This window comes from Bradyrhizobium sp. B124 (assembly GCF_038967635.1).
GTDB lineage: Bacteria > Pseudomonadota > Alphaproteobacteria > Rhizobiales > Xanthobacteraceae > Bradyrhizobium.
This window is the reverse complement of the sequence record NZ_CP152413.1, coordinates 6,897,986-6,923,432: the sequence shown is the minus strand read 5'-3', so window position 1 is coordinate 6,923,432 and position 25,447 is coordinate 6,897,986. Positions and strand designations below refer to the sequence as shown.

Genomic DNA, 25,447 nt, shown 5'->3' with positions numbered 1-25,447 from the left:
GAGATCGAAGGCCGCCTCCGGGCGGCCTTCTTTTTTGCGATTTGATTACGGTGGAGCCGTAAGGATCATCTGATGTCCCGCGACGCCAAATCCCTGACGTCAACGCTGGCGCTGTTCTACGCGATCGGCGCGGTGCTTGCGTTGGGTGCCTATGCCCTGGACAACACCGATGATCTTGCGGTCGTCCTGACGTTCTGGTTCAAGCAAACGTTGACGTTTGTGGTCCTCGGCGCAGGTTATTGCATCTATTACGTCATGTCCGGTTCGGCCGGCCGCCGTCCAACAGCGCCGCTGCGGTTTCTGGACATTGCCTTTCTGGCTGCCGCTGCCACGCTCGGTGTTGGCATGCTGGTGCACAGTTGAGCGTTTGACGCGACGTCCAACGTCCAGCAGATCGTAGGGCGGATTAGCGAAGCGCAATCCGCCGATATCTCGCGCGTGATCGACGGATTTCGCCTTCCGCCTTCGCTCGTTGAGCTACGGCGGACGTAGTCGGCTAATCCGCCGTACCGGCTGCCTACGCGACGCAGATGTCAGCTACCGCCACCTTCTGGAACAGATGCGGCGACGCCACCGCCGAGGCCGGATAGGCCGCGAGCTTGACCCTGAACTCGGGATTGGCGAACGCCGCCCGGAAAGCCGCGGTCGACTCCCACACCGCATAATTCAGATAGGCCGGGCTGTCGCCGAGCGCGCGGTGCAGCTGGGTCGAGATGAAGCCGGGCTGCCGCTTCATGATGGCGGCGTCGCCCTGCCAGGCTTTCAGAAAGATCTCCTCGTCCGCCTTGTCGAGCGTGAAGAGATTGACGAGCACGACGTTGCTGGCATCGACCGCGAGCTGGCGGTCGATCGGGAATGCGGGGTCGAGGGGGCGCATCTGCGGCATGGCTGGCTCCGTTGATATGGTGCTATGATGTCATTTCGATCAGATGGATACATACGTATTTGACATCATGATGTCAATATCAACTTATGGTGACAAATGCCGCAGACCAAGCGAACTCCGGCCGGCGAGGCCCTGAGCGACTTGATTCTCGACTTGTTCAGGCTCAACAGCCTGCTGTTCACCGCCGGCGACCGGATGGTGGCTGGACTTGGCCTGACCAGCGCACGCTGGCAGATTCTCGGCGCCATCGTCACCGCCGAACGCCCGCAACCGGTCGCGTGGCTGGCGCGCGACCTCGGCGCTGCCAGACAGAACGTGCAGCGGATCGTCAATGACCTGCAACGGGACGGGCTCGTCACATTCGAGACCAATCCGCATCATCGCCGGGCCCAGCTCGTCGTGCTGACCGAGAAGGGACGGCACGCCTTCGAGGCGGCCATGCGCCTGCAGCTACCTTGGGTGAACGGCCTTTCCGACGGATTGTCGATGAAGGACATCGAAACCGTGAGTCGCGTCGTCAGCACGCTGCGCGCCAGGCTGGAGAGCGGACAGGAACCCGACGACCGCGCATGACGCGAGCAGGCGTAAGTTCGTCGCAAAACGCATAATCGAAGCGGTGCCGTCTCCGCATTCGTCATGCCCGGGCTTGTCCCGGGCATCCACGCCTTCGGTCCCACGTAAAGAAAGACGTGGATGGCCGGGACGAGCCCGGCCATGACGGTGCCAAAAAGGTCCGATCATCTCGTATGCGATAGCCGGCCGCCGTTAGGCGGCCTTCTTTTTTGGCCAATGAGACGGAGGTTTGCTAGTTACGACGGAACCGATTCTGCCCTTCGAGGACTCATCGTATGCGCGCGCTCCCGCTCCTGCTGCTCGGTCTTGCCGTCGTGTCGGCACCTGCCCTCGCCCAGATGAAGCTGCAAACGAAGCCGGCACCGTCGAATGGCCCCGAGACGCGCTATTTCACCTCGATCGACGGCCTGATGGACGGCAATGCCGACGTCGTGCTGAAGGAAACCCGCCAGGGCAAGACCGTGACCGCGGCCGTGCTCGACGTCTGCTATCCCGCCGACAAGAGCTCCGACCGCAAGGACCGCTTCGTCGCCAACCTCGCCGTCAACGGCCAGACGCTGTCCGGCACCACCCAGAGCGTCGCCGACAAGCAGCCGATCACGGTCAAGCTGAACCGCAAGCAGACCGGCGACAGCTTTGAGTTCCGCGGCCAGATCACGATCGGCCAGACCGTGACCGAGGTCGCCTCGACGGACAATTCCGATCTCAGCGAGAAGGAATTCCAGGACAACCAGGCCACCGAGGACGGCATCACGCCACAGCCAAAGGACTTCACCGACGTCTCGCCGGAATCGATCGGGGTGCGGGTGAAGCTCGATGCGGCGGCCGAATTCCTCAAGAGCCTGAAGGGCGAGGCCGCCGAGATCGGCACCTCCAGCCTCGCGGTGACCTGCGATGCGATGCGCTCCGGCGAGCAGACCATCAACCTCACCGTCGATCCCGAGCACGCCAGCGCGCTGCTTGCGAAGGCGAAATCAGCGCCCGGCGTGACGGCGGCCGGCTGGACCAGCGGCGTGGTCGAGATGGACCGCACCATCCGCTTCGCCGCCGCGGACTGGACCAGCGGCGACAAGATCAACAAGGACAAGCTCGCAACCGCGATCGCGGGCGTGCTGGCGAAGACGCTTTCGGCAAAGCCCGCCTCGGCGACTTGGAACGCGAACACCGGCAAGCTCAAGCTGGTGCTGAAGCGGCCGAGCGCGATCTACCCTGCGCTCGGCCTCACCCAGAATTACGAGGTCACCGCCCTCGTCGCGCCCGACAAGCCCGGCAGCTCCGACAAACTGATGCTGTGGGTCTCGAGCCCCACCGTCTCGACGTCGGATGACAGCGCCGGCGCCAAGCTCAATCTCTCCGACGATTCCAGCAGCGACGAGGAAGGCAGCGAGGCCAAGGACGACAACGGCGCGATCGACGCGCTGGTCAAGGAGCTCAAAGGCCAGCGCTGGGACGCCGACAAGTCGGTGTGGCGCTGAAGCCGGCGCTCTCCTGATTCAGGCTGTCCTGCGCTTCAACGGCACGACGTTGTCGCGCGCCATCTCGGGAGCTGCGTCCGGGCCGGATTGAAGCATCCCGTCGTTTCTGGCGAACAATTCGGAACGAGGCTCGACCGCAGCGCGATCGAGCAGCGCCCGCAGCTCGAGGCGAAGTCCGTCGCCGCGCAGCGCGGCGATCGCATCGAAGTTGCGCACGATGTTTTCTCCTGTGTGTTGACGCAAACGATTTCGTGCTGATGTTGCGCGAACCACCCGCTTCCCGTTTGCGCGATGACGTTCGAGAAGCGGCGCTAAGCGCCATATCGACAAAGCGGAATCTCGCCTGAGCACCGGCAGCACGCCCGATCCGGAATCGGGTGGCACGACACCCGCCTCAAAATGCCTAATGCGTGCATCGACACAGCGCCGGTCGCGATACCGGCAACATGCAAATGGAGACGATCCGATGTCAGAGGAAAACAAGAGCGTCGTAGGCCGGTGGTTCGAGGGTTTTTGGGGAAACCCATGGAATCCGCGCATCATCGATGAGCTCGCGACACCGGACATTGTCGTGCACTACCCGATGCACGAAGCGAAGATGGGCCGCGCTGCGGTCACGCAATTCATCACCGAGTTTCGTGAAGCGTTTCCGGATCTCAAGTTCTGGGGCGTCGGCGATCTCGTCGCGGAAGGTGATCTCGTCGTCGGCCGCTGGGAAGGTGGCGGCACGCACACTGGGCCTGCCTTCAGCGACTTCCGCCTCGGCTCGCTACCTGCGGCCTCCGGCCGCAAGATGACGTTCGCCGGCACGACCGTGCTGCGCGTGCGGGACGGACGGATCGCCGAGGAGCTCGGACAGGAGGATGCGCTCACCGCCATGCTGCAGCTCGGCCTCATTCGCTTGCCTGAACAGAGTGGCTACGCCGGGTGAACCGGCGCTTCATCGACGATCGCATCGCAGCTACCCGAACGCACTTTCCGTGCGTTCGGGTTAGACCAATCGATCGGCTCGGTGAAATCGAAGCGCTCTAATCCGCAGGCTCGCTGGACGTATTCCAATGTTACCGCGCCGGCATCGCATCGCCTGATGCAGTGCCGGCGCAGTCTCTCCGCAGCGGCTCTTCATCAAGCCGGAAAGATCAGGCACGTCGTCGTGCCATGCGCGAGCAGCCGCCCTTTCTCGTCGGTGACCCTGCCTTCCGCGGTCCCGATGCGGCGACCGCAATTGAGCACCTGGCCTTCGGCCCGGATCGGGCCGGTGTCGGGCGTGATCGGCCACACCAGCGAGATCTTGAATTCGAGCGTGGTCTGGCTCGTTCCGGCATCGAGCGTCGACTGCACCGCAAGCCCCATGCAGCTGTCGAGCAGCGTGGCGGTGAGCCCGCCATGCACGGTGCCTGCCGGATTGAGATGCGCATCCGTCGGCAGCAGCGTGACGACGACGCGGCCATGCTCGGCTTCAGTGACGTCATAGCCGAGGGTCCGCGCGATGGTGTTGAGCGGCAAGGCGCCCGAGGCGAGCCCTTGCACGAATTCGAGGCCGCTCATCCTGAGTTTCTGTTCGGCACTGACGGTGCCGTAGCTCTTGGCCATTGCTGATCTCCATTATTGCATCGTGATGTTTGGCAGCCGATTCCGTCGCAGCGAGACGGGCGAACGGCCATAGAGTTTTGCGAATGCGGCGTTCATGCGCCTTGCGCTGGAGAAGCCGGCTTGCTGCGCCACCAAGGAGAGCGGAATATCGCTCTCGTCGATCAGGCGCTTGGCGCGCTGCACGCGCAGCGAGAGCGCGACCTGCAGCGGCGAGGCATCGAGATGTTCGGCGAACAGCCGCGACAGATGCCGCGCCCCGATGCCGAGCCGATCGGCCAGCGCAGCGACATTGCCGCGGTCGAGTGCGCCCGCTTCGATCAGCGCCAGCGCGCGCTCGACCGTGGTCCTGGTGCCCTTCCATGCCGGGCAGAACGGCGCCGCCTCGGGACGGCAGCGCAGGCAGGGCCGGAAGCCGGCGCGCTCGGCCGACGCGGCGCTGCCGTAGAACCGCACATTGCGGGCGAGCGGCGTGCGCGCCCGGCACACCGGACGGCAATACACGCCCGTCGTCCTGACCGCGACGAACACGATGCCGTCCCAGGCCGGATCGCGGCGCTGGAAGGCTGCATATTGGGCGGCGAAATCGAGCATGCCATCGCTATAGCGACGCCTAAGCGCCGCGACGACCCGCTTTGCGGTGACGGCGTCCGGAAACGACCGCTTGGAGCTAAAGACGCTTGGTCATGAACAGGCTGAGCGGATCGGGTGCGTAGCCGCCGAACGGCGGGCACTCCTGATAGCCTGCGGCGCGATAGAGCCCGATCGCCTCCGGCTGCCGGATTCCGGTCTCCAGGCTGATGCGCGCGATCTGCCGGTCGCGCGCGGCGTCCTCCAGCGCGTCGAGCAGCCGGCGGCCGAGCCCGTGTCCGCGCGCATCGGCGCGCACGAACATCCGCTTCATCTCGGCATGACCGGGCGCGATGAGGCGGAAGGCGATCGACCCGAGCACCTCGCCATGGCGCCGCGCGACGAGGAAGACCGTATCCGGGGCGGCTAGCGTCTCGACGGGGGCGCGGTGATTGCTATCAGGCGGATACAGCGCCTGCATGTGGGCGTCCGACAGATCGATCAGCTGCCGCACGTCGGGCTGCCGCGGGTCTTCGGGGGCGATGCTGATGTCAGGCGTGTGCATCTCCGGCCAATGCAGGGTCGTCGTCGCGATTGTCGGCCGCCCTCGCCGTCCCGTCAATTTACGGAGCCCTGGGACCAAAAGACTTCGTGCTGCCGCAGTTCGGTCACCGAAAATTAAGGCTCGATTTAGTTTCGAGGATCATCCTTTGCGTCACCGAACACGGGTCACGCCATGCAAGACCGCGAGCCGATCAGTCCTGGGAGCATCTGGCCAACGGATGTGACGGAGGGTCATTCGCCGGCGCAGACGGCGGACCTCTGGGACGTCTCAGGCGAAAACCACGACGCCGCCCTGCTGCTGCGGGAGCCGTTCGCCGACCGCATCGGCACCGCGCTGCTGGCAGCCACCGCACTGGCCGCAAGCTTCGTGCTGGGATGGACCGGCGGCGCCAACTGGCACGATTTTGCGACTCCCGCCCCGGTCCCGGTGGCCCAGAAGGAAGCGCCTGTCCCGCATGTTGCCGAGACGCGGCCGAGCCCAAGAAGCGAATCGAGGGGCGAGCGCCGGACCGCGTCCAACGCCGACCCCGTTGTCACCGGCAGCATTCCGAAGAACACCCCTGCCAGCCCGCGCCCGCTCGCACTGGGCGCCGCGCCCACCACCCTGAACGCGCAGGCCGCGGCGCTCGGAACGAAGCCGCCCGTCGCAGCGGCGGCGGAGACCCGGCCGAGCACCATTCCCGGATGGTCGGTGGTCGAAGTCCGCGACGGCACCGCCGTGCTCGAGGGGCCGGAGGGCGTCAAGATGGCCGCACGCGGCGACGTCGTCCCAGGCCTCGGCCGGGTCGATTCCATCGTGCGCTGGGGCAATCGCTGGATCGTTGCCACCGCAAGCGGATTGGTCGCAACGCCCTGAGCCCGCGTTCGACGCAGCAGCGCGATGAGTTCGTCACTTTTTGCTTGGGCATGATCTTTTCGGAAAACCGCTTCGCACTTTTCCGGATCATGCCCTAGTTGCTGTTGATCACGAAACGCAGCGACTTGCTTCCGATGAACGTGACCTGATCACCCTGCCGCCGCCAGCTCGTCGTGTCGCCGAGCGCGGTGAGCAAATCCTTGTCGGCCTGCGCCCGGTCCGGCGTGCAGTTGCGGTTCTCCATCGTGCCGGGAACGAACACGATGGTGTTGCCGGCAACCGAGAACTGGCCCTTGCCGCCGTCGCACCACAGCTCGAGGATCACCTCGCCATTGTCGCCGACCTCGATCGAGGGAATCCGCTTGGAGCCCGGCATGCGCGCGGCATCGAGCGTCATCACGAAGCCGAACGGGAATTCTTCCTGGGCCTGCACTGGCCCCGCGCTAAGCGCCGCTGCAACGACCACCAACGCGGCCATGCCGCCGTTCAGAATCCGCTTCATCGAGATCATGCCATTCCCAGGAATTGCGACGCCGCCCTTGTATGGGACGAGGCTGCGATTGGCCAGAATGGCGGCGCGAGAAAAAGCGCTTGAAAAGCAAAATCCCCGCGGGCTCGCACCCGCGGGGATCTCCGTTTGGGCGACGCCTCGCCTCTTTATTTCAGAACCATCGCGGTGAACGGGTAGACATAGGCCTGCAGGGTCACGAACAGACCGACCAGGCACGCCAGCACGATCGAGTGCAGGAACACGTAGCGCAGGATCGAACCCTCGTGGCCGTACCAGTTGGTCGCGGTGGAGGCGACCACGATCGATTGCGCGTCGATCATCTTGCCCATCACGCCGCCCGAGGAGTTCGCGGCCGCCATCAGGATCGGCGGCAGGCCGAGCTGCTCGGAGGTGATCTTCTGCAGATTGCCGAACAGGATGTTGGACGAGGTGTCCGATCCGGTCAGCGCCACGCCGAGCCAGCCAAGCAGCGTGCCGAAGAACGGGTAGAGCACGCCGGTCGCGGCGAAGGCGAGGCCGAGGGTGGCGTCGACGCCGGAGAGCCGGGTCAGCGTACCGATCGCCAGCATCGCCGAGATCGTGATCAGCGAGATCGCGCACAGGCGGATGGTGCGGCCATATTCGGCGATCAGCTTGAGCGGCGAGAAGCCCATCAGGAGACCCGAGATGATCGCGGCGATCAGCAATCCGGTGCCGGTGAACGACAAATAGGTGAAGCCGAACACCGCACCTTCCGGCGTCGGCTTGGCCACCACCGGCGGCACCTTGAAGATCAGCTTGTCGAGGTCGGGCACCGGATAGTTCCAGACAAAGTTGGCATTCGCCCAGGCCTTGAAGGCGCCGTTGCCCCAGATCAGCATCAGGATGCAGACGATGATCCATGGCAGCAGCGCGCTCCACAATTCGCCCTGGGTCAGCGGCGTCTTGTCGAGCGGCTTGGCGGCCGCCATCGTCGCCGCCGATTCATCGCGGCCGCGCAGCGCGGGCGACAGCCAGAGCTGACGCGGCTGCCAGACCTTGAGGAACAGGATCAGCGCGCCCATCGAGATCAGCGAGGCGCCGATATCGACGATCCAGGGATTGATGTAGTTCGAGATCACGAATTGCGGGACCGCAAACGACACGCCGGTGACCAGGATCGCCGGCCACACTTCCTTCATGCCGCGCCAGCCCGCGAATGCCCATACCACCCAGAACGGCACGATCAGCGAGAACAGCGGCAGCTGCCGGCCGACCATGGCGCCGAGGAGGTAGGGATCGAGCCCGGTGACCGAGGCAAGGCCCTGGATCGGCGTGCCCAGCGCGCCGAAGGCGACCGGGGCGGTGTTGGCGATCAGCGACAGGCCGGAGGCTGCGAGCGGCGAGAAGCCGAGCCCGATCAGCACCGCACCGGTGATGGCGACCGGCGTGCCGAAGCCCGAGGCGCCCTCGAAGAAGGCGCCGAACGAGAACGCGATCAGGAGCAACTGCAGGCGGCGATCCTCGGTGACGCCGCCGACCGCGCGCTTGAGCAGCTCGAACTTCCCGCACCTCACCGTGACCTGGTAGAGGAAGATGACGTTGAGCACGATCCAGCCGATCGGAAAGAACCCGGTGACGATGCCGAGGATCGATGCGCGGATCGACATGCCGGCCGGCATCGTGAAGACGAAGATCGTGATCAGGTTGGTCACGATCACGGCGACGATGGCGGCGATATGTGCCTTCACCTTGCCGCTGGCGATCAGCACCAGCAGCGTGACCACGGGAATGGCGGCCGCCAGCGTCGACAGCCCCGCATTGCCCAGCGGATTGTAGATTTGATTCCAGGTGCTCATCTCGGGGTCCTTCCCACATTCTTATGCAGCGCCCCGGCCTCGGTGCAGGCAGGCGCGCTGGTGCGATTGCGGGAGTCCGTCGGAAGAATTGCAGCCCCGGCTCGCGAATGAACGATCGGTAAGGATCACTCACATCCTCGCGAAAAATCGAAGGTCCCCCGCCCCTCGCCGTTGTCGTCATGCTAGGGTTGACTCGATCGCCGGGACAAGCCAACGCTTGCATGCCAGACCTACGACTTTAGTCGAGGTGCACTGCGATTGTCCCGATTCTTCAGGCCGTTGCGGCCGCTTCCCCGGAGACGATAATCTGTGAACAACATTCGCTCGACGCTCGCGACGGTGTGGCGCATCGCCTCGCCCTATTTCAACTCCGACGACAAATGGGCAGGCCGCGGGCTGTTGGCCGCGGTGGTGATACTCGAGCTCGCCGCCGTCTTTCTGACCGTGTTGTTCAACCGCTGGAACAATGTTTTCTACAACGCGCTGCAGGAGCGCGATCAAGCGGTCTTCACCTATCAGATCGGCTATTTCTGCGTGCTCGCAGCTTTCTGGATCGGCCTGAAAGTCTACCAGCTCTATCTCAATCAATGGCTGCAGATCCGCTGGCGGCGCTGGATGACCACGCGTTATCTCGGCGGCTGGCTGCAGGATGCCAACCACTACCGCATGCAGTTGCTCGGCGACGCCGCTGATAACCCGGACCAGCGTATCGCCGACGACACCCAGCGCTTCGTCGAACAGACCCTGACGCTCGGGATCGGATTGCTGAGCGCCGTCGTGACGCTTGCCTCCTTCGTCTTCATCCTGTGGGGCCTTTCCAATCAGGCGCCGCTGCATCTGTTCGGCCAGGACCTCGCGATTCCCGGCTATCTGGTGCTGGGCGCGCTGGTGTACGCGATCCTCGGAACGCTCTTGACCCATCTGATCGGCAGGCCGCTGGTCGACCTCAACTTCCGGCAGCAACGGTTCGAGGCCGATTTTCGCTTCAACCTGGTGCGGACCCGCGAGAACGCCGAGCAGATTGCACTGCTCCACGGTGAACCGGCCGAGCGCACGCGATTGCTCGATCGCTTCGGCTTCGTGGTCGGGAACTGGCTCGACATCATGCAACGAACCAAGAAGCTGACCGCGTTCACCGCGACCTATTCGCAGGCCGCCGTGATCTTCCCCTACGTGCTGATCGCACCGGCCTATTTCGCCAACAAGATCCAGCTCGGTGGCATGATGCAGACCGCGTCCGCCTTCAGCAGCGTGCAGGATTCACTGTCGTTCTTCATCTCGGCCTACCGGACGCTGGCTGAATGGCAATCGGTGGTCGCGCGTCTCGATGGCTTCGAGAACTCGATCCGCGGTGGCGATGCGCTCGCGCAGAGGCAGGACATCATCCACGTCAAGCCCACAGCCGGCGACACGATCGATCTCGACGATCTCCTGGTCACGCTGCCCGACGGCAAGCCGCTGCTCGCCGCGGACGGCTTCAGCCTTCGCGACAATGAGCGCACCCTGGTCACCGGTCCCTCGGGCGCCGGCAAGTCCACGCTGTTCCGCGCGATGGCCGGCATCTGGCCGTTCGGCCGCGGCGCAGTCCAGGTCCCCGCCAACGCCAGCCTGATGATGCTGCCGCAACGTCCCTATCTGCCGATCGGCTCGCTGCATGACGCGGTGGTCTATCCGGGCCAGGCTGCGAGCTACGATGCGGCACGGGTCCGCGAGGTCCTCGCTGCCGTCGGACTGCCGCAGCTCGCGACGCGGCTCGAGGAAGAAGCGCACTGGAACCGGATGCTGTCGCTCGGCGAGCAGCAGCGGCTCGGCATCGCCCGCGCGTTGTTGCATGCGCCGCAATTCCTGTTCCTGGACGAGGCGACGGCCTCGCTCGACGAGCCGTCGGAAGCCGCGCTCTACAGGCTGATCGCCGAGAAGCTGCCCGACACCACGGTGGTCTCGATCGGCCACCGCGCGACGCTCGACGCCTTCCACCAGCGCAACGTGTCGCTGATCCGCGACGGCGACCGCTTCACCTTGCGTGACAAGGTCGAGGCCGCCGCGTCGTAGGCGAGCGGATCAAGCTGCGGGCACTCGGCTCCCTCTTCCCGCAAGCGGGAGAGATGAGCCAATCCGCCGCTCCAGCCTCGTCATCACCGAGTCCGCAAAACAAAGGGGCGGCAGATTGCTCTGCCGCCCCCGCGATCCTCGGAAGAGGAAATTACTTCAGGTTGGACATCGCGGTCAGGTCGACCGAGAGCTTGGCGATACCAGCCGCGCCGCACCAGTTGGAGCCCGTGCCGCCCGGATTGATCGGGGTGACGTTGGTGGTTCCGCCCGCGGTGAAATCGCTGGTGAAGGCGCTGCAATTGCCCTTCGACAGGTCGGTGTCGGAGTAGCGCAGATCGAGCGTGAACACCTTGTAGGTGAAGCCGATGCCGATGTTCCAGGTGTTGTAGTCGGCATACTTGATGCCGTTCGGGAACGCCGGAACGCCGTAGAAGCTGTCCGAGGTGCCGAGCCACTGCCGGCCGAACTCACCCGACACATACATGCCGACGCCGCTGGTGCCGAACACGGTGCTCGGCGCGGTGTACTTGCCGATGATCGAGGAGTAGTTGCCCCAGGCGCCGGTGTTGAGGAAGTTCGGCGAGTAGTACTCGTTGATGGTGAACGCCCAGTTGTCGTTGATGGTCCAGGTCGCCTTGCCGTAGACTTCGAAGAACGAGACGTCCTTCTTCATCACGTTGCCGTTCAGCAGGGCGTTGGCTGCGCACTCCGGGCTGAGCAGCTTGCCGGCGGTGTCGGTCGGTGCGCCGAAGTAGCAGGTTCCACCCGGATACAGGTAACCCCAGACACCGATGTCGAAGGCGAAGGCGCCGAAGGTCGGGCGGATACCGCCGTAGACGTCGACTTCGGCCGCAGCGCGGTTGGCGAAGGAGATGCTTTCGGTCGAGGTGCCGATGTAGAGCTGCAGGTCCTTGTTGACGTTGTAGCGCGGCTCGAAATAGGCGGTGACCGACGGATTGTGGTTGGACTGGGTGACGCCGCGGAAGATGTAGTCGCTCATGATGCCGGCGCCGAAGGCGACATCCCACGGATCGAAGGGAGCCGGCGGCGGCGCCTTGACGGCCTTCACCGCCATGTCAGCTGCCATTGCCGAGCTCGAAATCATTGCTAGCGCCGTTGCTAACAAAGCCAGTTTCTTCATGACGATCCCCATCTACTTTTCAAGACAGCCCAGCTCCGGTGGCCCCCAGGGCGCGCGATAACGGACTGCAACTCAATCGCGTGGGATCAATCTGAGGCCGGTGCACGGTACCGTGAAGGCGAAAAGACATGCATCTGCCGACTTTTTAGGCGTTCTGGCCGCCTCGCCACACGTTGGTTGGCGGGTGTTGCATTTGCACCACAAGACTCAAGGCTCCCGCCCCGGTTGAGCGGCACGCAAAATCGGATTCGAGCAACAGTTCGACATGCTGCGGTCGGTATCGACGCGAATCGCGCCCCCGCAAAACTACGGACGGCCGATACGGAAAAAGCCGCAGCGGCGTCCGCTGCGGCTTCGATCAGGTGAACCGGTGCAGGTTCGGCTAGTGGTGCTCGCTGTCGGTGCCCCAGCTCGGCGCCGGCTCGTGGCTCGGCGTGGCCCAGCTCGCGGCCGGTTGCGGCGCGGGCTCGGGCGCCGGGGACGCTGCAACCGGGGCAGCCGGCTTCGGCGCGGCGGCCTTCTTCGGAGCGCTCTTCTTGGCGGCCTTCTTCGCAGCCGGCTTCGCGGGCGCGGCCTTCTTCGGAGCAGCCTTCTTCGCAGCTTTCTTAGCTGTCTTCTTGGCGCTCTTCTTGGCTGACTTCTTCGCCGATTTCTTCGCAGACTTCTTCGCAGTCTTCTTGGCCGACTTCTTCGCGGACTTCTTCTTCGCCGCTACCGCCTTCTTGGCCTTTTTGGCCTTCTTGCTTTTCTTCGCCTTCTTCGACTTCGCCATCGTGGTCCTCCTGTTGCCGCTGATTTGAGTCCACCGCGTATTGAAGTGATCGCTTGCCGGTCAGCAGCTGCACCTCGAGGAGAGGCACCTTCCACTTCGCTTGTCGGGCATGATGGCCGCGCGATCGCTTCGCGTCTGTGGCAGGGAAGCGCCGGTCCTTCAGTTTGCGTCAGGGCAAGGCTGGGGTCCGGATCATGCTCGAATGGCAGTCGATCAATTCAATCCTGGCCGGGGACCTCCTGTCGCCCAATCGAGAAGCTCAATCGTGTGCACCACAGGAACTGACGTACCGCCGGCAATCTGAACCATGCAACCAATATTGCCCGCAGCGATCATGTCCGGTTTGACAAGCGCAATATTGGCGACCTTGCGATCGCGCAATCTGCTCGCAATGTCGGGCTGGAGAATGTTGTAGGTCCCCGCCGAACCGCAACACAAATGGCTCTCAGGCACATCTTTCACCACGAATCCATTCTTGGAAAGCAATTCTTTCGGAAGTTGAGTGATTTTCTGTCCATGCTGCAACGAACAAGCCGAGTGATAGGCGACGGTGATGTCGCCTTTCTGCGTTGAAGGCGCGAGCTCGAGGCCAGCGAGATACTCGGTGATATCCTTTGCCAGCGCCGAGATTCGCTCGGCCGGCTCGGCGAATGTTTTGTCCTCGCGCAGCAGGTAGCCGTAGTCCTTGACGACTGTCCCACAGCCCGAGGTCGTCACCAGAATGGCGTCGAGCCCGTTCTGATCCGCTTCCCTTTGCCACACCGTGACGTTGGCCCGCGCGCGCGCCAGCGCGTCGGCGTCCTGTCCCATGTGATGGGTCAACGCGCCGCAGCATTGCTCGTCCTTGACCAGCACCACCTCGACGCCGTGCCGGGTCAGCACGTTGATCGCAGCCTGATTGATGCGTGGCGCCAGCACCTGCTGGGCGCAGCCCTGCAGCAGCGCGACCCGGCCACGCCGACGGCCGGTCGCCGCAAACACGGTTCCGGCAGCCGGACCCGGCGGCGGCAGGCCGTGCGGCGCCAGCGCCAGCATCGCCTTGATCCGCCGCAGCAGGCCCGGGCTCGCCGCACCAACCGAAGGCGTTGGCAGCAGCGCTGTGAACGGACGGGCGAGCCCGGCCAGGATCATGCTGATCCGGAACAGGCCCGGCCGCGGCAGCACGAAGGCGAGTACCGACCGCAGCAGCCGCTCGGTCAGCGGCCGCTCGTAATCCCGCTCGATCCTGACCCGGGCCTGGTCGACGAGGTGCATGTAGTTCACGCCCGAGGGACAGGTGGTCATGCAGGCGAGGCACGACAGGCAGCGGTCGATATGCTTGACCACGTCCGCCGTCGGCGGCTTGTCCTTCTCCAGCATCTCCTTGATCAGGTAGATGCGGCCGCGCGGGCTATCGAGCTCGTCGCCGAGCAGCACATAGGTCGGACAGGTCGCGGTGCAGAAGCCGCAATGCACGCAGGCGCGCAGGATCTTGTCGGCTTCCTTGATGTCGGGATCGGCGAGCTGCGCCAGGGTAAACTCGGTCTTCATGCCCCCCCGCCTCGAATCATCCGGCCGCGGTTGAGGACCGATCTCGGATCGAAACTCGCCCGGACCCGCTCGCCGAGTGCGGCAAGCCCGGCCGGCTGCGGCTGGAACACGTCGACCGCACGGCGCACATCCTCGACGGCGCGGATCAGGGTCGCGTGCCCGGCGACCGCCTCGACCTGGCCGCGGACCAGCGCGGCCTGCGCGTCGCCATTGGGCGGCACCGCGGCCCAGATCAACCCGCCGCCCCAATCGTAGATCACATCAGCGCCGGTGGCGCGCGACAGCGCCTGGCCCAGCGCGCCGCCTGAAGCCGGCGGGCAAACGATGCGCCACACCGGCCAGGCCCCGAGCGCGCCGTTCGCCGCGAACGGCAGCACGTCGCGCAGCGCGCTCCAGATCGCAGCTGAGGCGTCGTCAGCGAGGCTGTCGACCGTTCCATAGGACGACAGTGTCTGGCTCAGCGAGGCCGCCCGGTGCGCCGCCGACGCCGAAATGCCCTCAAGCCGCACCAGCGTGACCGGCTGGCCGGAGGCTGCCAGGCCGGCGAGCGCGCCGGTCCCCGACCGCAGCGCCGAACCGGGCAGGTGCGCGGCGCCCGATACGTCGAAGGGCGAACCCAGCGCTGCCGTCATCGCCTTGTTGGCGGTGACGTCGTCGAGCCCGCGTAGCACCAGCGTCCGCTCGGCTTCCGGCTTCGGCATGACCTTGAGTGTCACTTCGGTCATGACCGCCAGCGTGCCCCAGGAACCGGTGAGCAGCTTGCAGAGATCGTAGCCGGTGACGTTCTTCACCACCCGCCCGCCGGTCTTGAAACTGTCGCCGAATCCGGACACCGCGTGCGCCCCGAGCAGGTGATCCCGGGCGCCGCCGGCCTTGATACGGCGCGGACCGGCAAGGCCGGCGCCGATCATGCCGCCGATCGTGCCGGCTCCCGCGCTGCCGAGCAGCACGGACATGTCCATCGGCTCGAAGGCGAATTGCTGGTTCTTGGCGTCGATCAGGGATTGCACGTCGGCGAGCGGCGCGCCGGCCTGCACGGTGATGATCAGCTCGTTCGGCTCATAGGAGCTGACCGCGTTCAGCACCGAGACGTCGAGCACCGCATTGGTCGCCATCGGATGGCCGACGGCGCGTTTCGATCCATGACCAATGACCTCGAGCGGCTGTTCGCTGGCGACAGCGGCGCGCACCACCTCTTCGACGTCCTGGACGTCTCTGACTTTCAGCGTTTCCACCCGCTAGGCGGTAACGAAATTCGGCGCCGAAATCAAATGCGACGAACCCCACCGTCGCAATGCCGACGGAATGGCCCGGGAGCGGGGCTTGCCGCCCGACAATGGTGGGAACGGCGGTCGGGCCACCCTGCTCGAGGTTTTGGCCACATCGTGCCTCCTGCGCTGGCGGAGACGTAACACTTCGGCCGACGTCGAACCATTTTCACGACATCGACATTTCGACCGTCACCTAACCGAGTGCGCAACGCGATCCCCTATCCGTCGCATTGCGGTTCGGCCGGCAAGACGGTTGGCGCACTTCATCTGGAGGCGATCATGAAACGTTCGGATGTCACGACCACGACGATGATGCTCACCCGACGATCGGCCATCGGCTCGCTCGCCGCGATCATGACGATCGCCGGCGTCTCGCCATGGACCGGATCGCAAGCGCGATCGGAGCAAAGCAACGGAGGAATGCAAATGAAGCACTATGCTATGAGCACGAGAACCATCAGCGATGCGATCAACACATCAGGCCTGCTGGTGGTGGCGCAATGGGAAGCCAAGGAAGGCCAGGCGGACAAGGTCGCGGCAATCCTCGACGGCTTCCTGCCCGAGGCGCAGAACGACCCCGGCACCAAGCTGTTCCTGATCGGCCGCGGCAAGGACAATCCGGCGCAATTCCTGTTCTACGAATTGTTCCAGGACGAAGCGGCGTTCAAGGCGCATGCGGAGAGCGCCTACTTCAAGACCTACATCGCGGAGCAGGCGCTGCCGCTGCTCGCCAAGCGCGAACGGACGCAATACGTGCTGCTGTAAGACGGTGCCGCGGGAGGGCTTGCGATGCAGGTCCTCCCCCTCCGATGCAATATCAGACCGACGCGCGGCTGCCGTCGAGCGTCGCACCCAACTCGATCCGCTCGGGCGATTTGCGCCAGAAGGCTGCGATCGAAATCCGGGAGAGCACCGCCGCCTCGATCTGTTCGACCTGCGCCCTGAGCCGAAGCGCATGCTTCTCGACGAGATGCCAGGACACGAACGCGACGCCGAAGGCAATCGGCAGGCTGATCAGGATGTTCAGATACCAATGCTGAACCGGGGGGCCCAACGCCGCAACGCACTGCTGGACGACCACTCCGTAAAGATACATCCCGTACGAGTAGTCGCCGGATGACACGATCCAGCTTCGCGGCTGGTTCATGAGCCCCAGATAGCTCGCGACATACGCGGCGGGTCCAACAATAATCGCATCGGTGTATCCAGTGGCCATCCCGGCCGCGCAAAGCATCAGCGCGAGCAGGAACGCGGTACGGTTGAACGGGACCTTGTCGCGCCAGAGATAGAAGCCGACACCTGCAAGGAAGCAGAACACGAGCAGCGGCGGACGAAGGTGAAGAAATTGTAGGTCCGAATGGTAGATATCGTGCCAGGCGAAACCGATCTGGGCGAACACCAGAAACGCCAGATACAGCACCCTGTTGAAGCAGATCGTGGTCACGGCAAGCAGCGCCAGGATCACGTAGCACCACAGCTCATATGGGACCGTCCAAAGCTGCGCATTCACCGCAAAAGGTACCGGATTGTGGAGAAACACGCCCGGAAGCTCATAGTGGATGTCGCCGACGATATTGTGGAAATAGGCGTAAAATTTCGGGTCCGCGAAATACTGCGCGAGGGGAAGCGCAGTGAAGATCGGGCCGATGATGATGGCCGAGAGTGTCGTCTCGACCGCAAGCGCGGGCACAATGCGAAGCACGCGCAGGCCGAGAAATGAAATCAGGCTCTTGCACCTCAGCAAACTCGCCGTCACCAGAAACCCGCTCAAGGCGAAGAAGAGCGCAAGGACCATTGCGCACCCGATGCGGATGTGGCCCAAGACCTCCATCGCCCGGTCGATCCCAAAGACGACGTTCACACTGTGCAGGCAGATGATGGTGGCCGCCAGCGCGAGCCGCAGATAGTCGAAGCCTGTGGGCCGATGGCGCGAAAGAGCCAACTGATCGGCCAGGCTGAACATAGGTTGCATTGCGCTTCCGAGACAACTACATCATCAGAAACTATCCAGCAACAAACTAACAAGATATGAACGCATAGCGTGTATGTCGGAACGGACGCAATCTAGGCGTCGCGTCTCCGAATTCGCAGCAAGCAATGGTTAAGGGTTATCGGCCGGAAAGGACGATCGGTCGAGCCGGATTGATCGGCCCCGGCTGGACGACAGCCTCTCGTTCGGCCTGCTCGGCCTGGCGCCCGAATCCGAGGATCGAAATCCTGGAGAGCATCGCTGCTTCCAACCGTTCGACGGCATCTCTGAGCCGCAGCGCATGTTTCTCGACGAGATGCCAGGACGCGACGGCGACGCCGAAGGCAAGCGGCAGGCTGATCAGGATGTTCAGATACCAGTGCTGAACCGGCGGGCCGATCGCGGCAACGCACTGCTGGATGACGAACCCATAGAGATAGAGCCCGTAGGAGTAATCGCCTGACGACACGATCCAGCTCCGTCGCGGGTTCATCAGGCCGAGATAGCACGCGACATAGGCGGCCGGCACCGGAGCCAGCGCGTCGCCGCGTCCCGTGGCCATGCCGGCGGCGCACAGCAACAGCGCAACCAGGCACGCCGTGCGGTTGAACGGCACCTTGTCGCGCCACAGGTAGAAGCCGACACCGGCAAGGAAGCAGAACACCAGAAGATGCGGGCGAAGCTGGATCGGCACCTCTTCCCAGCGGTAGATGTCGTAGCTGGCCAGCCCGACCTGAACGATCACCAGGAACACAAGGTACGCCACCCTGTTGAAGCAGATCGTGGTCACCGCGAGCAGCGCCAGGATGACGTAGCACCACAATTCGTACGGCACCGTCCACAGCTGGGCATTCACCACGTCCGGCAGCGGATTGTGCTGGAAGACGCCCGGCAGCTCGTAATGGATGTCGCCGACCATGTTGAGAAAATAGGCGTGGAATGTCGGGTCGGCGACATACTGCGCCAACGGCAGTTCGGTGAACACCGAGCCGATGATGACGGCCGACAGCGTCGTCTCGACCGCGAGCGCGGGCCCGATCCGAAGCACGCGCAGGCCGAGGAAGGAGATCAGACTCTTGCACCGCTGCAGGCTCGCCGTCACCAGGAAGCCGCTGAGCGCAAAGAACAGCGCGAGGATCATCGCGATGCCGATGCGGAACGAGCCCAATATTTCCAGCGCCCGGCCAAGCCCGAGCGTCACGTTCAGGCCGTGCAGGCAGATGATCGATACCGCCAGCGCAATCCGCATGTAGTCGAAACCTGCGGGCCGATTCCGCGAAACCGCCAACTGATCGGCCAGGCTGGGCATCGATGTGGTCCCGAAGACATGCATCTTGGGAAAATACCGAGGAACAGTTGAAGGTCGTGTAAACGGTGGCCGCCCGCAATTGCAGCTACGCGCAAAGGCAGCCGTGACGACCTGCCACAGCCATCGCGGCAAGCATCGGTTAAGGTTATCGGCTGGCTAGCGCGATCGATCGAAATGTATCGATCGCCCTAAAACCGCGGGATATCCGGGAAAGCCAGCTTGCCGGCATGGACATGGACGCGGCCGAGCTCGGCGCAGCGGTGCAGGGTGGGAAACACCTTGCCGGGGTTGAGCAGGCCCTGGGCATCGAAGGCGCATTTCAGCCGCTGCTGCTGGTTGAGGTCGATCTCGGTGAACATTTCCGGCATCAGGTCGCGCTTCTCGATGCCGACGCCATGCTCGCCGGTGAGCACGCCGCCGAGCTCGACGCAGCAACGCAGGATATCGGCACCGAACGCCTCCGCCTTCTCGATCTCGCCCGGCTTGTTGGCGTCGTAGAGGATCAACGGGTGCAGATTGCCGTCGCCGGCGTGGAACACGTTGGCGACGCCGAGGCCATATTTCTCCGAGAGTTCGCGGATCCGTGCCAACGCCTTCGGCAACGCGCCGCGCGGGATGGTGCCGTCCATGCAGAGATAGTCCGGCGAAATCCGCCCGACCGCGGGGAATGCCGCCTTGCGGCCGGCCCAGAACAGATTGCGCTCGGCCTCCGAGGTCGAGATCTGGCAGGAGGTCGAGCCGCAGCCTTGCGCGATCGCCTCGACCCGCTTGATCAGCTCGTCGACCTCGACCTGGGGACCGTCGAGCTCGATGATCAGGAGCGCCTCGACGTCGAGCGGATAGCCGGCATGGACGAAGGCTTCCGCGGCGTGGATCGCCGGCTTATCCATCATCTCCATGCCGCCCGGGATGATGCCGGCGCCGATGATGGCAGCCACGCATTCGCCGGCCGCCTCGACCTCGGCGAAACCGACCATCAGCGCGCGGGCGGTTTCGGGCTTCTGCAAAATGCGCACCGTGATCTCGGTGATGACGCCGAGCAGCCCCTCCGAGCCGGTGATGATCCCCATCAGATCGTAGCCGGCATTCTCGGCCGACTTGCCGCCGATGCGCAGGATCTCGCCACTCATCAGCACGATCTCGCAGCCCAGCACGTTGTTGGTGGTCATGCCGTATTTCAGGCAGTGCACGCCGCCGGAATTCTCCGCGACATTGCCGCCGATCGAACAGGCGATCTGCGACGACGGATCGGGCGCGTAGTAGAAGCCGGCATGGGCGACCGCCTGGCTGATCGCAAGGTTGGTGACGCCGGGCTCGGTGACCACCACGCGGTTGTCGAAGTCAATCTCGCGAATGCGCTTGAACTTGCCGAGCCCGAGCAATACGCCGTCAGCCAGCGGCAGCGCGCCGCCGGACAGCGAGGTGCCGGAGCCGCGCGGCACCACCTTGATGCCCTGCTGCTGGCAATATTTGAGGACCTTTGCGACCTGCTCGGTGGTATCGGGCAACACCACGACCATCGGCGGCTGCCGATAGGCGGTCAGGCCGTCGGATTCATAGGCCAGCATTTCGGCTGCGCTGTCGATCACGCCCTCGCCCGGGACGATGGCGCGCAAGGCGGCGACGATTTCGGCGCGGCGGGCAAGGACGGCTTGATCGGCCGCCGGCATCATGATGGACATCGGTGTTCCCTCGGCGCGCTCGGCGCTTTGCGGATTTGTTACGACAAATCAAGCACGTCTGCATCCTGTTTCAGCCGCCCTGTTTCAGTCACCCGGCCGAAGGTCGGATTGCCCCGCCCCGCATTGCCGAGTTCTCTCTCGGACAAGCGGACGGCCATGAAACCTGTCAAAGTTTCGTGGCTTGTCCTGTCCAAGCCGGACATGCCACAAACCAAACGCTACCCCCCGGGACGAAACGAAGAGAACCCCATGAACCTAAAGACCTTGAGCGCGCTGGCGGTCGTCACATCGCTGGCCACCGCATCCTCCGCGCTGGCGCAGGATGCCGCCGCCGGCAAGACCTCGTTCAACAAATGCCTCGCCTGCCACGCGATCGGCGAAGGCGCCAAGAACAAGGTCGGCCCCGAGCTCAACGGCCTCGACGGCCGCCATTCCGGCACCGCGCCGGACTACAGTTATTCCGATGCCAACAAGAATTCCGGCATCACCTGGAACAAGGAAACCTTCCTCGAATACATCAAGGATCCGAAGGCCAAGATTCCCGGCACCAAGATGGCCTTCGCCGGCATCAAGAACGAGACCGAGGCCAACAATCTGTGGGCCTACGTGTCGTCGTTCGACAAGGACGGCAAGCAGAAGTAATCGGCGGTATCGGACGTCGTCCGCCCTGCGCCAAATGCCAGGGCGGACGGGGATGGCTTTCTTCGAATCGCCATCCCCTTCTGGCTTTCTGATTTGAGCATGATCTTTTCGGAAAACCGCTGCGCACTTTTCCGGATCATGCTCTGCTACCGCGATCAGCGCGGCAACAGATTGGTCTTGGCGAGATCGACCACCTCGTCGCCGCGGCCGCTCATCACGGCGCGCAGCACCCACAGGCTGAAGCCCTTCACCTGCTCCAGCGTGATGGTCGGCGGCATCGACAATTCCTGCGTCGCGGTCACGACGTCGAGCACGGCCGGGCCGTCATGCGCGAAGACGTTGCGGATCGCGCCCTCGAGCTCGCCGGGATCCTCCACCCTGACGCCGTGAATGCCCATGGCGCGGGCCATCGCCGCGAAATCGGGATTCTTCAGATCGACGCCGGTCTCGATGAAGCCGGCGGCCTTCATCTCCAGCGCGACGAAGCCGAGCACGCTGTTGTTGAAGATCACGACCTTCACCGGCAGCTTCGCCTGCGTCAGCGTGATCAAATCGCCCATCAGCATCGCAAAGCCGCCGTCGCCGGACATCGACACCACCTGACGCCCCGGCTGCGCCGCCTGCGCGCCGATCGCATGCGCCATCGCATTGGCCATCGAGCCGTGCACCCAGGAGCCGACCAGACGGCGGCGGCCATTCATTTTCAGATAGCGCGCGGCCCAGATCGTCGGCGTGCCGACGTCGGCGGTGAACACCGCATCCTCGGTGGCCTGCTCGCTGAGCAGGCGCGCCAGATATTGCGGATGGATCGGCTTTTGCCCGGGCTTGCCGCGGGCAAGATCGTCGAGCCCGGCGCGGGCGTCCTTGTAATGCGCGAGGCTGGCGTCGAGAAACTTGCGCTCGGTCTTGACCGTGAGCTTCGGCAGCAGCGCGGCGATGGTCTCGCCGACGTCGCCGACGATGCCGAGATCGAGCTTGCAGCGGCGGCCGAGATTTTCCGGACGGAGATCGACCTGGGCGATGCTGATGCCGGTCGGGAAGAACTGCTTGTAGGGAAAATCGGTGCCTAGCATCAGCAGCACGTCGCAACCGTGCATCGCGGCATAGCCGGAGGAAAAGCCGATGAAGCCGGTCATGCCGACATCGTAGGGATTGTCGTACTCGACATATTCCTTGCCGCCGAGCGCATGCACGATCGGGCTCTTCAGCATCTCGGCGAGCTCGATCAGGCCGTCATGCGCCCCGGCGCAGCCGCGGCCGCAGAACAACGTGATGCGCTTTGCGCCATTGAGCAGCGCGGCCAGCGCGTTCAATTCGGCCTCGGCCGGGCGCACCACCGGCACAGGCGGCAGCAGGCCGGCGTTCGGCGCGATGTCGCGCTTCGGCGCCGGCCGCATCGCAACGTCGCCCGGCAGCACCAGGACGGCAACGCCGCGCTTGCCGACCGCGGCGCGGATCGCATTCTCCAGCATGTAGGGCAGCTGCGCCGGATCCGACACCAGCTCGCAATAATGGCTGCATTCGCGGAACAGGTCCTGCGGATGGGTCTCCTGGAAATAGCCGCCGCCGATCTCGGCCGATGGAATCTGTGCCGCGATCGCCAGCACCGGCGTGCGGCTGCGATGCGCGTCGAACAGGCCGTTGATGAGATGGAGATTGCCCGGGCCGCAGGAGCCCGCGCACACCGCAAGGTCGCCCGTGATCTGGGATTCGGCCGCGGCCGCGAGGGCCGCGACCTCCTCATGGCGCACATGCAGCCAGTCGATCGTACCGCGCTTGCGCAGCGCCTCGGTCAAGCCGTTGAGACTGTCGCCGACGACACCGTAGATGCGCTTCACGCCCGCCTGGGCGAGGGTTTCAGCGATGAGGTCGGCGATGTTGTCGATCCGCATGGGGCTTGTCCTTTGGGTGATATCTGTCGAGCCGCGCAGCCGCATGATGTTCGGCAGGCTGCAACCGCGCAAGCCTCACCGGATCACAGATTCGCGGGGACAGTCTTGTCCGCTGTTGCTGCCGGTTGGACCAACCGGTCGGCCATCGCCTCGATCTCGGATGCGACGAGATCGGGCGCCGCGTACTGCACCATGTGGCCGACACCCGGCAGCACGATGAGCTTCGCGTTCGGCGCTGACGCAGCGAGCGGCCGCGAATGGATTCCGGTCGAGACCGTCTTGTCGACGTCGCCCGAAATGATTGACAGCGGCGCCTTGATCTCTGCATAGCGCGGCGCCTGCTCGACGACGGCGGCCTTCAGCGTGACGAGGTCGCGCGCATTGGCGATGAATTCGCGCGGGCGCAGCAGGAGCAATGTCTCGCTGCCGCGGACGAAGTCGGCCGGCATCGGCTGCGGCGCGAACACGCCGCGCACGCCTGATGTCGTGACGAGATAGCCGAGCGGCAGCGTGATTGTGTGCGCCAGCAACGGCCCGATCAGCGGCGTCGAGATCACATCATTGTAGCGGCCGGCACCGCCGCGCCAGGGATAGGCGACCGGGGCGAGCAGCACGAGGCCCGCGACGCGGTCCGGATGATCCAGCACGATGCGCAGGGCGAGCGCGCCGGCCCAGGAATGCGCCACCACGATCGCCCTGATGACACCGAGCCTCGTCAGCGCCTCCGCGATCATCCGGCTCTGGATTGCCGGCGTCGAATCCGCGACGCGCGCGCGCGTGCTCCAGCCATGGCCCGGCCGGTCGATCAGGATCACCCGGCGTGCTTTGGCAATGCGCTCGCCGAGCGGCTGCATTGCGCGGAGATTGGAGCTTGCGCCGTGCAGCATCACGACCGGCGGCCCCGCGGCATCGCGCGGGCCGAGTTCGACCACGTGCAGCCGCGCGCCGGATACCTCGATCATGCGGCCCCGAGGCGGAAAGGCGCCCTGAATGAGGATGGCGCCGATTTGCGTCGCCAGGGCCAGCGCCAGCCCGGCGGCCACCAGCGCGATGATCGCGGTTAACATCGAGGGGATCCGGAAGATCTTGGGTAATTGGAGCGTCTTGGGCACCTGAAAATTACGACGAAGCCGAAGTCAGGTTTCGCGTCGATTTGCCCGCAGCCCTGGGATGCCCTTGTTCGGAAAGCCAATTTTCGGTTGTCCGGTTCGCGCCCAAGGCGCAGTTGTCCACAATCCGCCCAGCCTGTGGATAGCGGGTTCATCCCACCGTCATTAGTAATTCCATAGATTGCCGGTGGCAATTTCGCCATCAGAGGCGAGGCTTCATCGAAACCGGGACGCACCCGGGATCCTTCTTGGCTTGTGCACTGTATCCACAGGAACCTGCGTCCGCACGACGAGTTCAACGGGAAGTAATCGGAGGAGTACCATGATTTCCGACCCTAACGATGCGGCCATCGATCAGATCGTGGCAAGCTGCAATGGCGACCTGCGCGGCGCCTTGAAGGCACTGTTGCTCGTGAATGAGCACCTGGAGGCGGAGCTTCAGCAATTCTATGCGGCTGTCGCCCAGGACAGCGCATCCCGCGGCAAGTTCCTGCACTAGTCTCCTGCGCCGGACCGTATCGCGAGCAAGCATCGAGCTCGCGAGCAACGCGTCCCCTCGCGTCAATCGGACGCAATCAGATGTCGCGGCCTTCGACCTTCTCGGTCAGTTGCTTGACGATCTGCGGCACCTTCTCGAGGTAGGGATCGACAGCCAGCGCCTTGCGGAAGGCGTCCAGCGCGCGCTTGTCGTCGCCCATGTCCTGCATGATCATGCCGACACCCGCCAGCGCGCCGAAATGGCGGGGCTCACGGGTCAACACCTGCTGCAGGTCTCCCAGCGAACGGACATAGTCGTTCTTGAGATAATAGATCGTCGCGCGCCGGTTCCAGGCCTCGACATAGTCGGGCCGGAGCTTGATCACCGCGTCCAGAAGCTTCAGCGCCACATCGATATTCTGGGCATCGAGCGCGGCCTTGGCGCGCACCATCAACAGCGCCGCGGTATCGCTCGGGGTTTGCAGCCACAGCGCCCAGATCCGCGCCTCGACGTGGCGGGCGCTGTCCTCATCGGGCGCAGCCTTCAGCGCACCGAACAGGAAATCCAGCCCTCGGGTACGGTCGGCCGGAACCTTCGGCAGCTTGGTCGGGGCTTCGGGCAGTTTCTTCTGGGCCTTCGGCGGCGGGACCACCCGCGGATCGTCCTGCGCGGCGGCCGCGACAGGCATGGCCAGGACCGGCACGGCAAGCAGCGCGGCGATCAGGATCGCCAGCCGGCGGCGGTTGGTAGGCCCAAGG

26 protein-coding genes are annotated in these 25,447 nt (G+C 64.4%); 9 read left to right on the top strand and 17 right to left on the bottom strand.

Going from position 1 to position 25,447, the window contains the following annotated elements; genetic code table 11:
* Positions 1-72: 72 nt before the first annotated feature.
* Positions 73-363 carry a hypothetical protein gene (locus tag AAFG13_RS32975; RefSeq protein ID WP_342709386.1) on the top strand — a complete coding sequence of 97 codons (291 nt, stop codon included), beginning with the start codon at positions 73-75 and terminating at the stop codon, positions 361-363.
* A 154-nt stretch (positions 364-517) separates the two neighbouring features.
* Here the strand turns inward: AAFG13_RS32975 and AAFG13_RS32970 are convergent, their stop codons facing one another.
* On the bottom strand, positions 518-886 hold the full coding sequence (locus AAFG13_RS32970; RefSeq protein ID WP_342709385.1) for an antibiotic biosynthesis monooxygenase family protein: 369 nt from the start codon (positions 884-886) through the stop codon (positions 518-520).
* A 96-nt stretch (positions 887-982) separates the two neighbouring features.
* Here AAFG13_RS32970 and AAFG13_RS32965 point away from each other — a divergent pair, with 96 nt between their 5' ends.
* A complete protein-coding gene (locus tag AAFG13_RS32965) occupies positions 983-1,459 on the top strand; it encodes a MarR family winged helix-turn-helix transcriptional regulator (protein ID WP_342709384.1) in 477 nt (158 codons plus the stop codon).
* Positions 1,460-1,734: 275 nt separating this feature from the next.
* Positions 1,735-2,934: a hypothetical protein gene (locus AAFG13_RS32960; protein ID WP_212313568.1), complete on the top strand. Its 1,200-nt coding sequence runs from the start codon at positions 1,735-1,737 to the stop codon at positions 2,932-2,934.
* Between the two features lie 18 nt (positions 2,935-2,952).
* Here the strand turns inward: AAFG13_RS32960 and AAFG13_RS32955 are convergent, their stop codons facing one another.
* Positions 2,953-3,318 carry a hypothetical protein gene (locus AAFG13_RS32955; RefSeq protein ID WP_212313570.1) on the bottom strand — a complete coding sequence of 122 codons (366 nt, stop codon included), beginning with the start codon at positions 3,316-3,318 and terminating at the stop codon, positions 2,953-2,955.
* 82 nt (positions 3,319-3,400) lie between these two features.
* Between AAFG13_RS32955 and AAFG13_RS32950 the strand changes: the two genes are divergently transcribed.
* Positions 3,401-3,865, top strand: a complete 465-nt coding sequence (locus tag AAFG13_RS32950; RefSeq protein ID WP_212313572.1) for an ester cyclase — start codon at positions 3,401-3,403, stop codon at positions 3,863-3,865.
* Between the two features lie 194 nt (positions 3,866-4,059).
* On the opposite strand, the gene AAFG13_RS32945 is transcribed toward AAFG13_RS32950, so the two are convergent.
* The 3 genes from AAFG13_RS32945 to AAFG13_RS32935 form a co-directional block, all read right to left on the bottom strand.
* Positions 4,060-4,527, bottom strand: a complete 468-nt coding sequence (locus AAFG13_RS32945; protein ID WP_342709383.1) for a PaaI family thioesterase — start codon at positions 4,525-4,527, stop codon at positions 4,060-4,062.
* A 12-nt stretch (positions 4,528-4,539) separates the two neighbouring features.
* The gene (locus tag AAFG13_RS32940) at positions 4,540-5,118 is read right to left on the bottom strand and encodes an Ada metal-binding domain-containing protein (protein WP_212313576.1); all 579 of its coding nucleotides are present in this window, start codon (positions 5,116-5,118) and stop codon (positions 4,540-4,542) included.
* A gap of 76 nt (positions 5,119-5,194) precedes the next feature.
* Entirely contained in the window at positions 5,195-5,659 is a 465-nt protein-coding gene (locus AAFG13_RS32935; protein WP_342709382.1) for a GNAT family N-acetyltransferase, read from the bottom strand.
* Positions 5,660-5,878: 219 nt separating this feature from the next.
* Between AAFG13_RS32935 and AAFG13_RS32930 the strand changes: the two genes are divergently transcribed.
* Entirely contained in the window at positions 5,879-6,514 is a 636-nt protein-coding gene (locus AAFG13_RS32930; RefSeq protein ID WP_212313580.1) for a hypothetical protein, read from the top strand.
* Positions 6,515-6,608: 94 nt separating this feature from the next.
* On the opposite strand, the gene AAFG13_RS32925 is transcribed toward AAFG13_RS32930, so the two are convergent.
* Together AAFG13_RS32925 and AAFG13_RS32920 are read right to left on the bottom strand one after the other, a co-directional pair.
* Complete coding sequence (locus tag AAFG13_RS32925; RefSeq protein ID WP_249131969.1) at positions 6,609-6,992, bottom strand: META domain-containing protein; 384 nt, start codon at positions 6,990-6,992, stop codon at positions 6,609-6,611.
* Positions 6,993-7,171: 179 nt separating this feature from the next.
* Positions 7,172-8,842, bottom strand: coding sequence for an L-lactate permease (locus AAFG13_RS32920; RefSeq protein ID WP_342709381.1), 1,671 nt, complete (start codon positions 8,840-8,842; stop codon positions 7,172-7,174).
* 309 nt (positions 8,843-9,151) lie between these two features.
* Here AAFG13_RS32920 and AAFG13_RS32915 point away from each other — a divergent pair, with 309 nt between their 5' ends.
* Entirely contained in the window at positions 9,152-10,894 is a 1,743-nt protein-coding gene (locus AAFG13_RS32915) for an ABC transporter ATP-binding protein/permease (protein WP_212313586.1), read from the top strand.
* 151 nt (positions 10,895-11,045) lie between these two features.
* On the opposite strand, the gene AAFG13_RS32910 is transcribed toward AAFG13_RS32915, so the two are convergent.
* The 4 genes from AAFG13_RS32910 to AAFG13_RS32895 form a co-directional block, all read right to left on the bottom strand.
* Positions 11,046-12,035 (bottom strand): TorF family putative porin, encoded by a 990-nt coding sequence (locus AAFG13_RS32910; RefSeq protein ID WP_092124043.1) that lies wholly within the window; start codon positions 12,033-12,035, stop codon positions 11,046-11,048.
* Positions 12,036-12,417: 382 nt separating this feature from the next.
* Entirely contained in the window at positions 12,418-12,807 is a 390-nt protein-coding gene (locus AAFG13_RS32905; protein ID WP_212313588.1) for a histone, read from the bottom strand.
* A 213-nt stretch (positions 12,808-13,020) separates the two neighbouring features.
* Entirely contained in the window at positions 13,021-14,337 is a 1,317-nt protein-coding gene (gene glcF, locus AAFG13_RS32900; protein WP_342709380.1) for a glycolate oxidase subunit GlcF, read from the bottom strand.
* Positions 14,334-15,572: an FAD-binding protein gene (locus AAFG13_RS32895; protein ID WP_342709379.1), complete on the bottom strand. Its 1,239-nt coding sequence runs from the start codon at positions 15,570-15,572 to the stop codon at positions 14,334-14,336. Before AAFG13_RS32895 ends, glcF begins: the two co-directional genes overlap by 4 nt.
* Positions 15,573-15,887: 315 nt before the next feature.
* Between AAFG13_RS32895 and AAFG13_RS32890 the strand changes: the two genes are divergently transcribed.
* The gene (locus tag AAFG13_RS32890) at positions 15,888-16,373 is read left to right on the top strand and encodes an antibiotic biosynthesis monooxygenase family protein (protein ID WP_342709378.1); all 486 of its coding nucleotides are present in this window, start codon (positions 15,888-15,890) and stop codon (positions 16,371-16,373) included.
* A 52-nt stretch (positions 16,374-16,425) separates the two neighbouring features.
* Here the strand turns inward: AAFG13_RS32890 and AAFG13_RS32885 are convergent, their stop codons facing one another.
* The 3 genes from AAFG13_RS32885 to AAFG13_RS32875 form a co-directional block, all read right to left on the bottom strand.
* Positions 16,426-17,571 carry an acyltransferase gene (locus AAFG13_RS32885; protein WP_342709377.1) on the bottom strand — a complete coding sequence of 382 codons (1,146 nt, stop codon included), beginning with the start codon at positions 17,569-17,571 and terminating at the stop codon, positions 16,426-16,428.
* Positions 17,572-17,716: 145 nt separating this feature from the next.
* A complete protein-coding gene (locus AAFG13_RS32880) occupies positions 17,717-18,886 on the bottom strand; it encodes an acyltransferase (protein ID WP_249131899.1) in 1,170 nt (389 codons plus the stop codon).
* A gap of 188 nt (positions 18,887-19,074) precedes the next feature.
* A complete protein-coding gene (locus AAFG13_RS32875) occupies positions 19,075-20,568 on the bottom strand; it encodes an FAD-linked oxidase C-terminal domain-containing protein (RefSeq protein ID WP_342709376.1) in 1,494 nt (497 codons plus the stop codon).
* Between the two features lie 249 nt (positions 20,569-20,817).
* Between AAFG13_RS32875 and cycA the strand changes: the two genes are divergently transcribed.
* A complete protein-coding gene (cycA, locus tag AAFG13_RS32870; RefSeq protein WP_092124037.1) occupies positions 20,818-21,210 on the top strand; it encodes a cytochrome c-550 CycA in 393 nt (130 codons plus the stop codon).
* Between the two features lie 155 nt (positions 21,211-21,365).
* On the opposite strand, the gene poxB is transcribed toward cycA, so the two are convergent.
* Both poxB and AAFG13_RS32860 read right to left on the bottom strand, forming a co-directional pair.
* Positions 21,366-23,102, bottom strand: a complete 1,737-nt coding sequence (gene poxB, locus AAFG13_RS32865) for a ubiquinone-dependent pyruvate dehydrogenase (RefSeq protein ID WP_342709375.1) — start codon at positions 23,100-23,102, stop codon at positions 21,366-21,368.
* Between the two features lie 83 nt (positions 23,103-23,185).
* A complete protein-coding gene (locus AAFG13_RS32860) occupies positions 23,186-24,169 on the bottom strand; it encodes an alpha/beta hydrolase (RefSeq protein WP_342709374.1) in 984 nt (327 codons plus the stop codon).
* Between the two features lie 364 nt (positions 24,170-24,533).
* On the opposite strand from AAFG13_RS32860, the gene AAFG13_RS32855 reads away from it, so the two are divergent.
* On the top strand, positions 24,534-24,710 hold the full coding sequence (locus AAFG13_RS32855) for a hypothetical protein (protein WP_212313616.1): 177 nt from the start codon (positions 24,534-24,536) through the stop codon (positions 24,708-24,710).
* Between the two features lie 76 nt (positions 24,711-24,786).
* Here the strand turns inward: AAFG13_RS32855 and AAFG13_RS32850 are convergent, their stop codons facing one another.
* The gene (locus AAFG13_RS32850) at positions 24,787-25,377 is read right to left on the bottom strand and encodes a tetratricopeptide repeat protein (RefSeq protein ID WP_173640588.1); all 591 of its coding nucleotides are present in this window, start codon (positions 25,375-25,377) and stop codon (positions 24,787-24,789) included.
* Positions 25,378-25,447 lie beyond the last annotated feature (70 nt).

What these genes read in the sequence shown, in the direction of transcription:
- AAFG13_RS32975 (WP_342709386.1), top strand. Translation starts at nt 73, where the DNA reads ATGTCCCGCGACGCCAAATCCCTGACGTCAACGCTGGCGCTGTTCTAC.
- AAFG13_RS32970 (WP_342709385.1), bottom strand. Translation starts at nt 886, where the DNA reads ATGCCGCAGATGCGCCCCCTCGACCCCGCATTCCCGATCGACCGCCAG.
- AAFG13_RS32965 (WP_342709384.1), top strand. Translation starts at nt 983, where the DNA reads ATGCCGCAGACCAAGCGAACTCCGGCCGGCGAGGCCCTGAGCGACTTG.
- AAFG13_RS32960 (WP_212313568.1), top strand. Translation starts at nt 1,735, where the DNA reads ATGCGCGCGCTCCCGCTCCTGCTGCTCGGTCTTGCCGTCGTGTCGGCA.
- AAFG13_RS32950 (WP_212313572.1), top strand. Translation starts at nt 3,401, where the DNA reads ATGTCAGAGGAAAACAAGAGCGTCGTAGGCCGGTGGTTCGAGGGTTTT.
- AAFG13_RS32945 (WP_342709383.1), bottom strand. Translation starts at nt 4,527, where the DNA reads ATGGCCAAGAGCTACGGCACCGTCAGTGCCGAACAGAAACTCAGGATG.
- AAFG13_RS32940 (WP_212313576.1), bottom strand. Translation starts at nt 5,118, where the DNA reads ATGCTCGATTTCGCCGCCCAATATGCAGCCTTCCAGCGCCGCGATCCG.
- AAFG13_RS32935 (WP_342709382.1), bottom strand. Translation starts at nt 5,659, where the DNA reads ATGCACACGCCTGACATCAGCATCGCCCCCGAAGACCCGCGGCAGCCC.
- AAFG13_RS32925 (WP_249131969.1), bottom strand. Translation starts at nt 6,992, where the DNA reads ATGGCCGCGTTGGTGGTCGTTGCAGCGGCGCTTAGCGCGGGGCCAGTG.
- AAFG13_RS32920 (WP_342709381.1), bottom strand. Translation starts at nt 8,842, where the DNA reads ATGAGCACCTGGAATCAAATCTACAATCCGCTGGGCAATGCGGGGCTG.
- AAFG13_RS32910 (WP_092124043.1), bottom strand. Translation starts at nt 12,035, where the DNA reads ATGAAGAAACTGGCTTTGTTAGCAACGGCGCTAGCAATGATTTCGAGC.
- AAFG13_RS32905 (WP_212313588.1), bottom strand. Translation starts at nt 12,807, where the DNA reads ATGGCGAAGTCGAAGAAGGCGAAGAAAAGCAAGAAGGCCAAAAAGGCC.
- glcF (WP_342709380.1), bottom strand. Translation starts at nt 14,337, where the DNA reads ATGAAGACCGAGTTTACCCTGGCGCAGCTCGCCGATCCCGACATCAAG.
- AAFG13_RS32890 (WP_342709378.1), top strand. Translation starts at nt 15,888, where the DNA reads ATGAAACGTTCGGATGTCACGACCACGACGATGATGCTCACCCGACGA.
- AAFG13_RS32885 (WP_342709377.1), bottom strand. Translation starts at nt 17,571, where the DNA reads ATGTTCAGCCTGGCCGATCAGTTGGCTCTTTCGCGCCATCGGCCCACA.
- AAFG13_RS32880 (WP_249131899.1), bottom strand. Translation starts at nt 18,886, where the DNA reads ATGCCCAGCCTGGCCGATCAGTTGGCGGTTTCGCGGAATCGGCCCGCA.
- AAFG13_RS32875 (WP_342709376.1), bottom strand. Translation starts at nt 20,568, where the DNA reads ATGTCCATCATGATGCCGGCGGCCGATCAAGCCGTCCTTGCCCGCCGC.
- cycA (WP_092124037.1), top strand. Translation starts at nt 20,818, where the DNA reads ATGAACCTAAAGACCTTGAGCGCGCTGGCGGTCGTCACATCGCTGGCC.
- poxB (WP_342709375.1), bottom strand. Translation starts at nt 23,102, where the DNA reads ATGCGGATCGACAACATCGCCGACCTCATCGCTGAAACCCTCGCCCAG.
- AAFG13_RS32860 (WP_342709374.1), bottom strand. Translation starts at nt 24,169, where the DNA reads ATGTTAACCGCGATCATCGCGCTGGTGGCCGCCGGGCTGGCGCTGGCC.
- AAFG13_RS32855 (WP_212313616.1), top strand. Translation starts at nt 24,534, where the DNA reads ATGATTTCCGACCCTAACGATGCGGCCATCGATCAGATCGTGGCAAGC.
- AAFG13_RS32850 (WP_173640588.1), bottom strand. Translation starts at nt 25,377, where the DNA reads ATGCCTGTCGCGGCCGCCGCGCAGGACGATCCGCGGGTGGTCCCGCCG.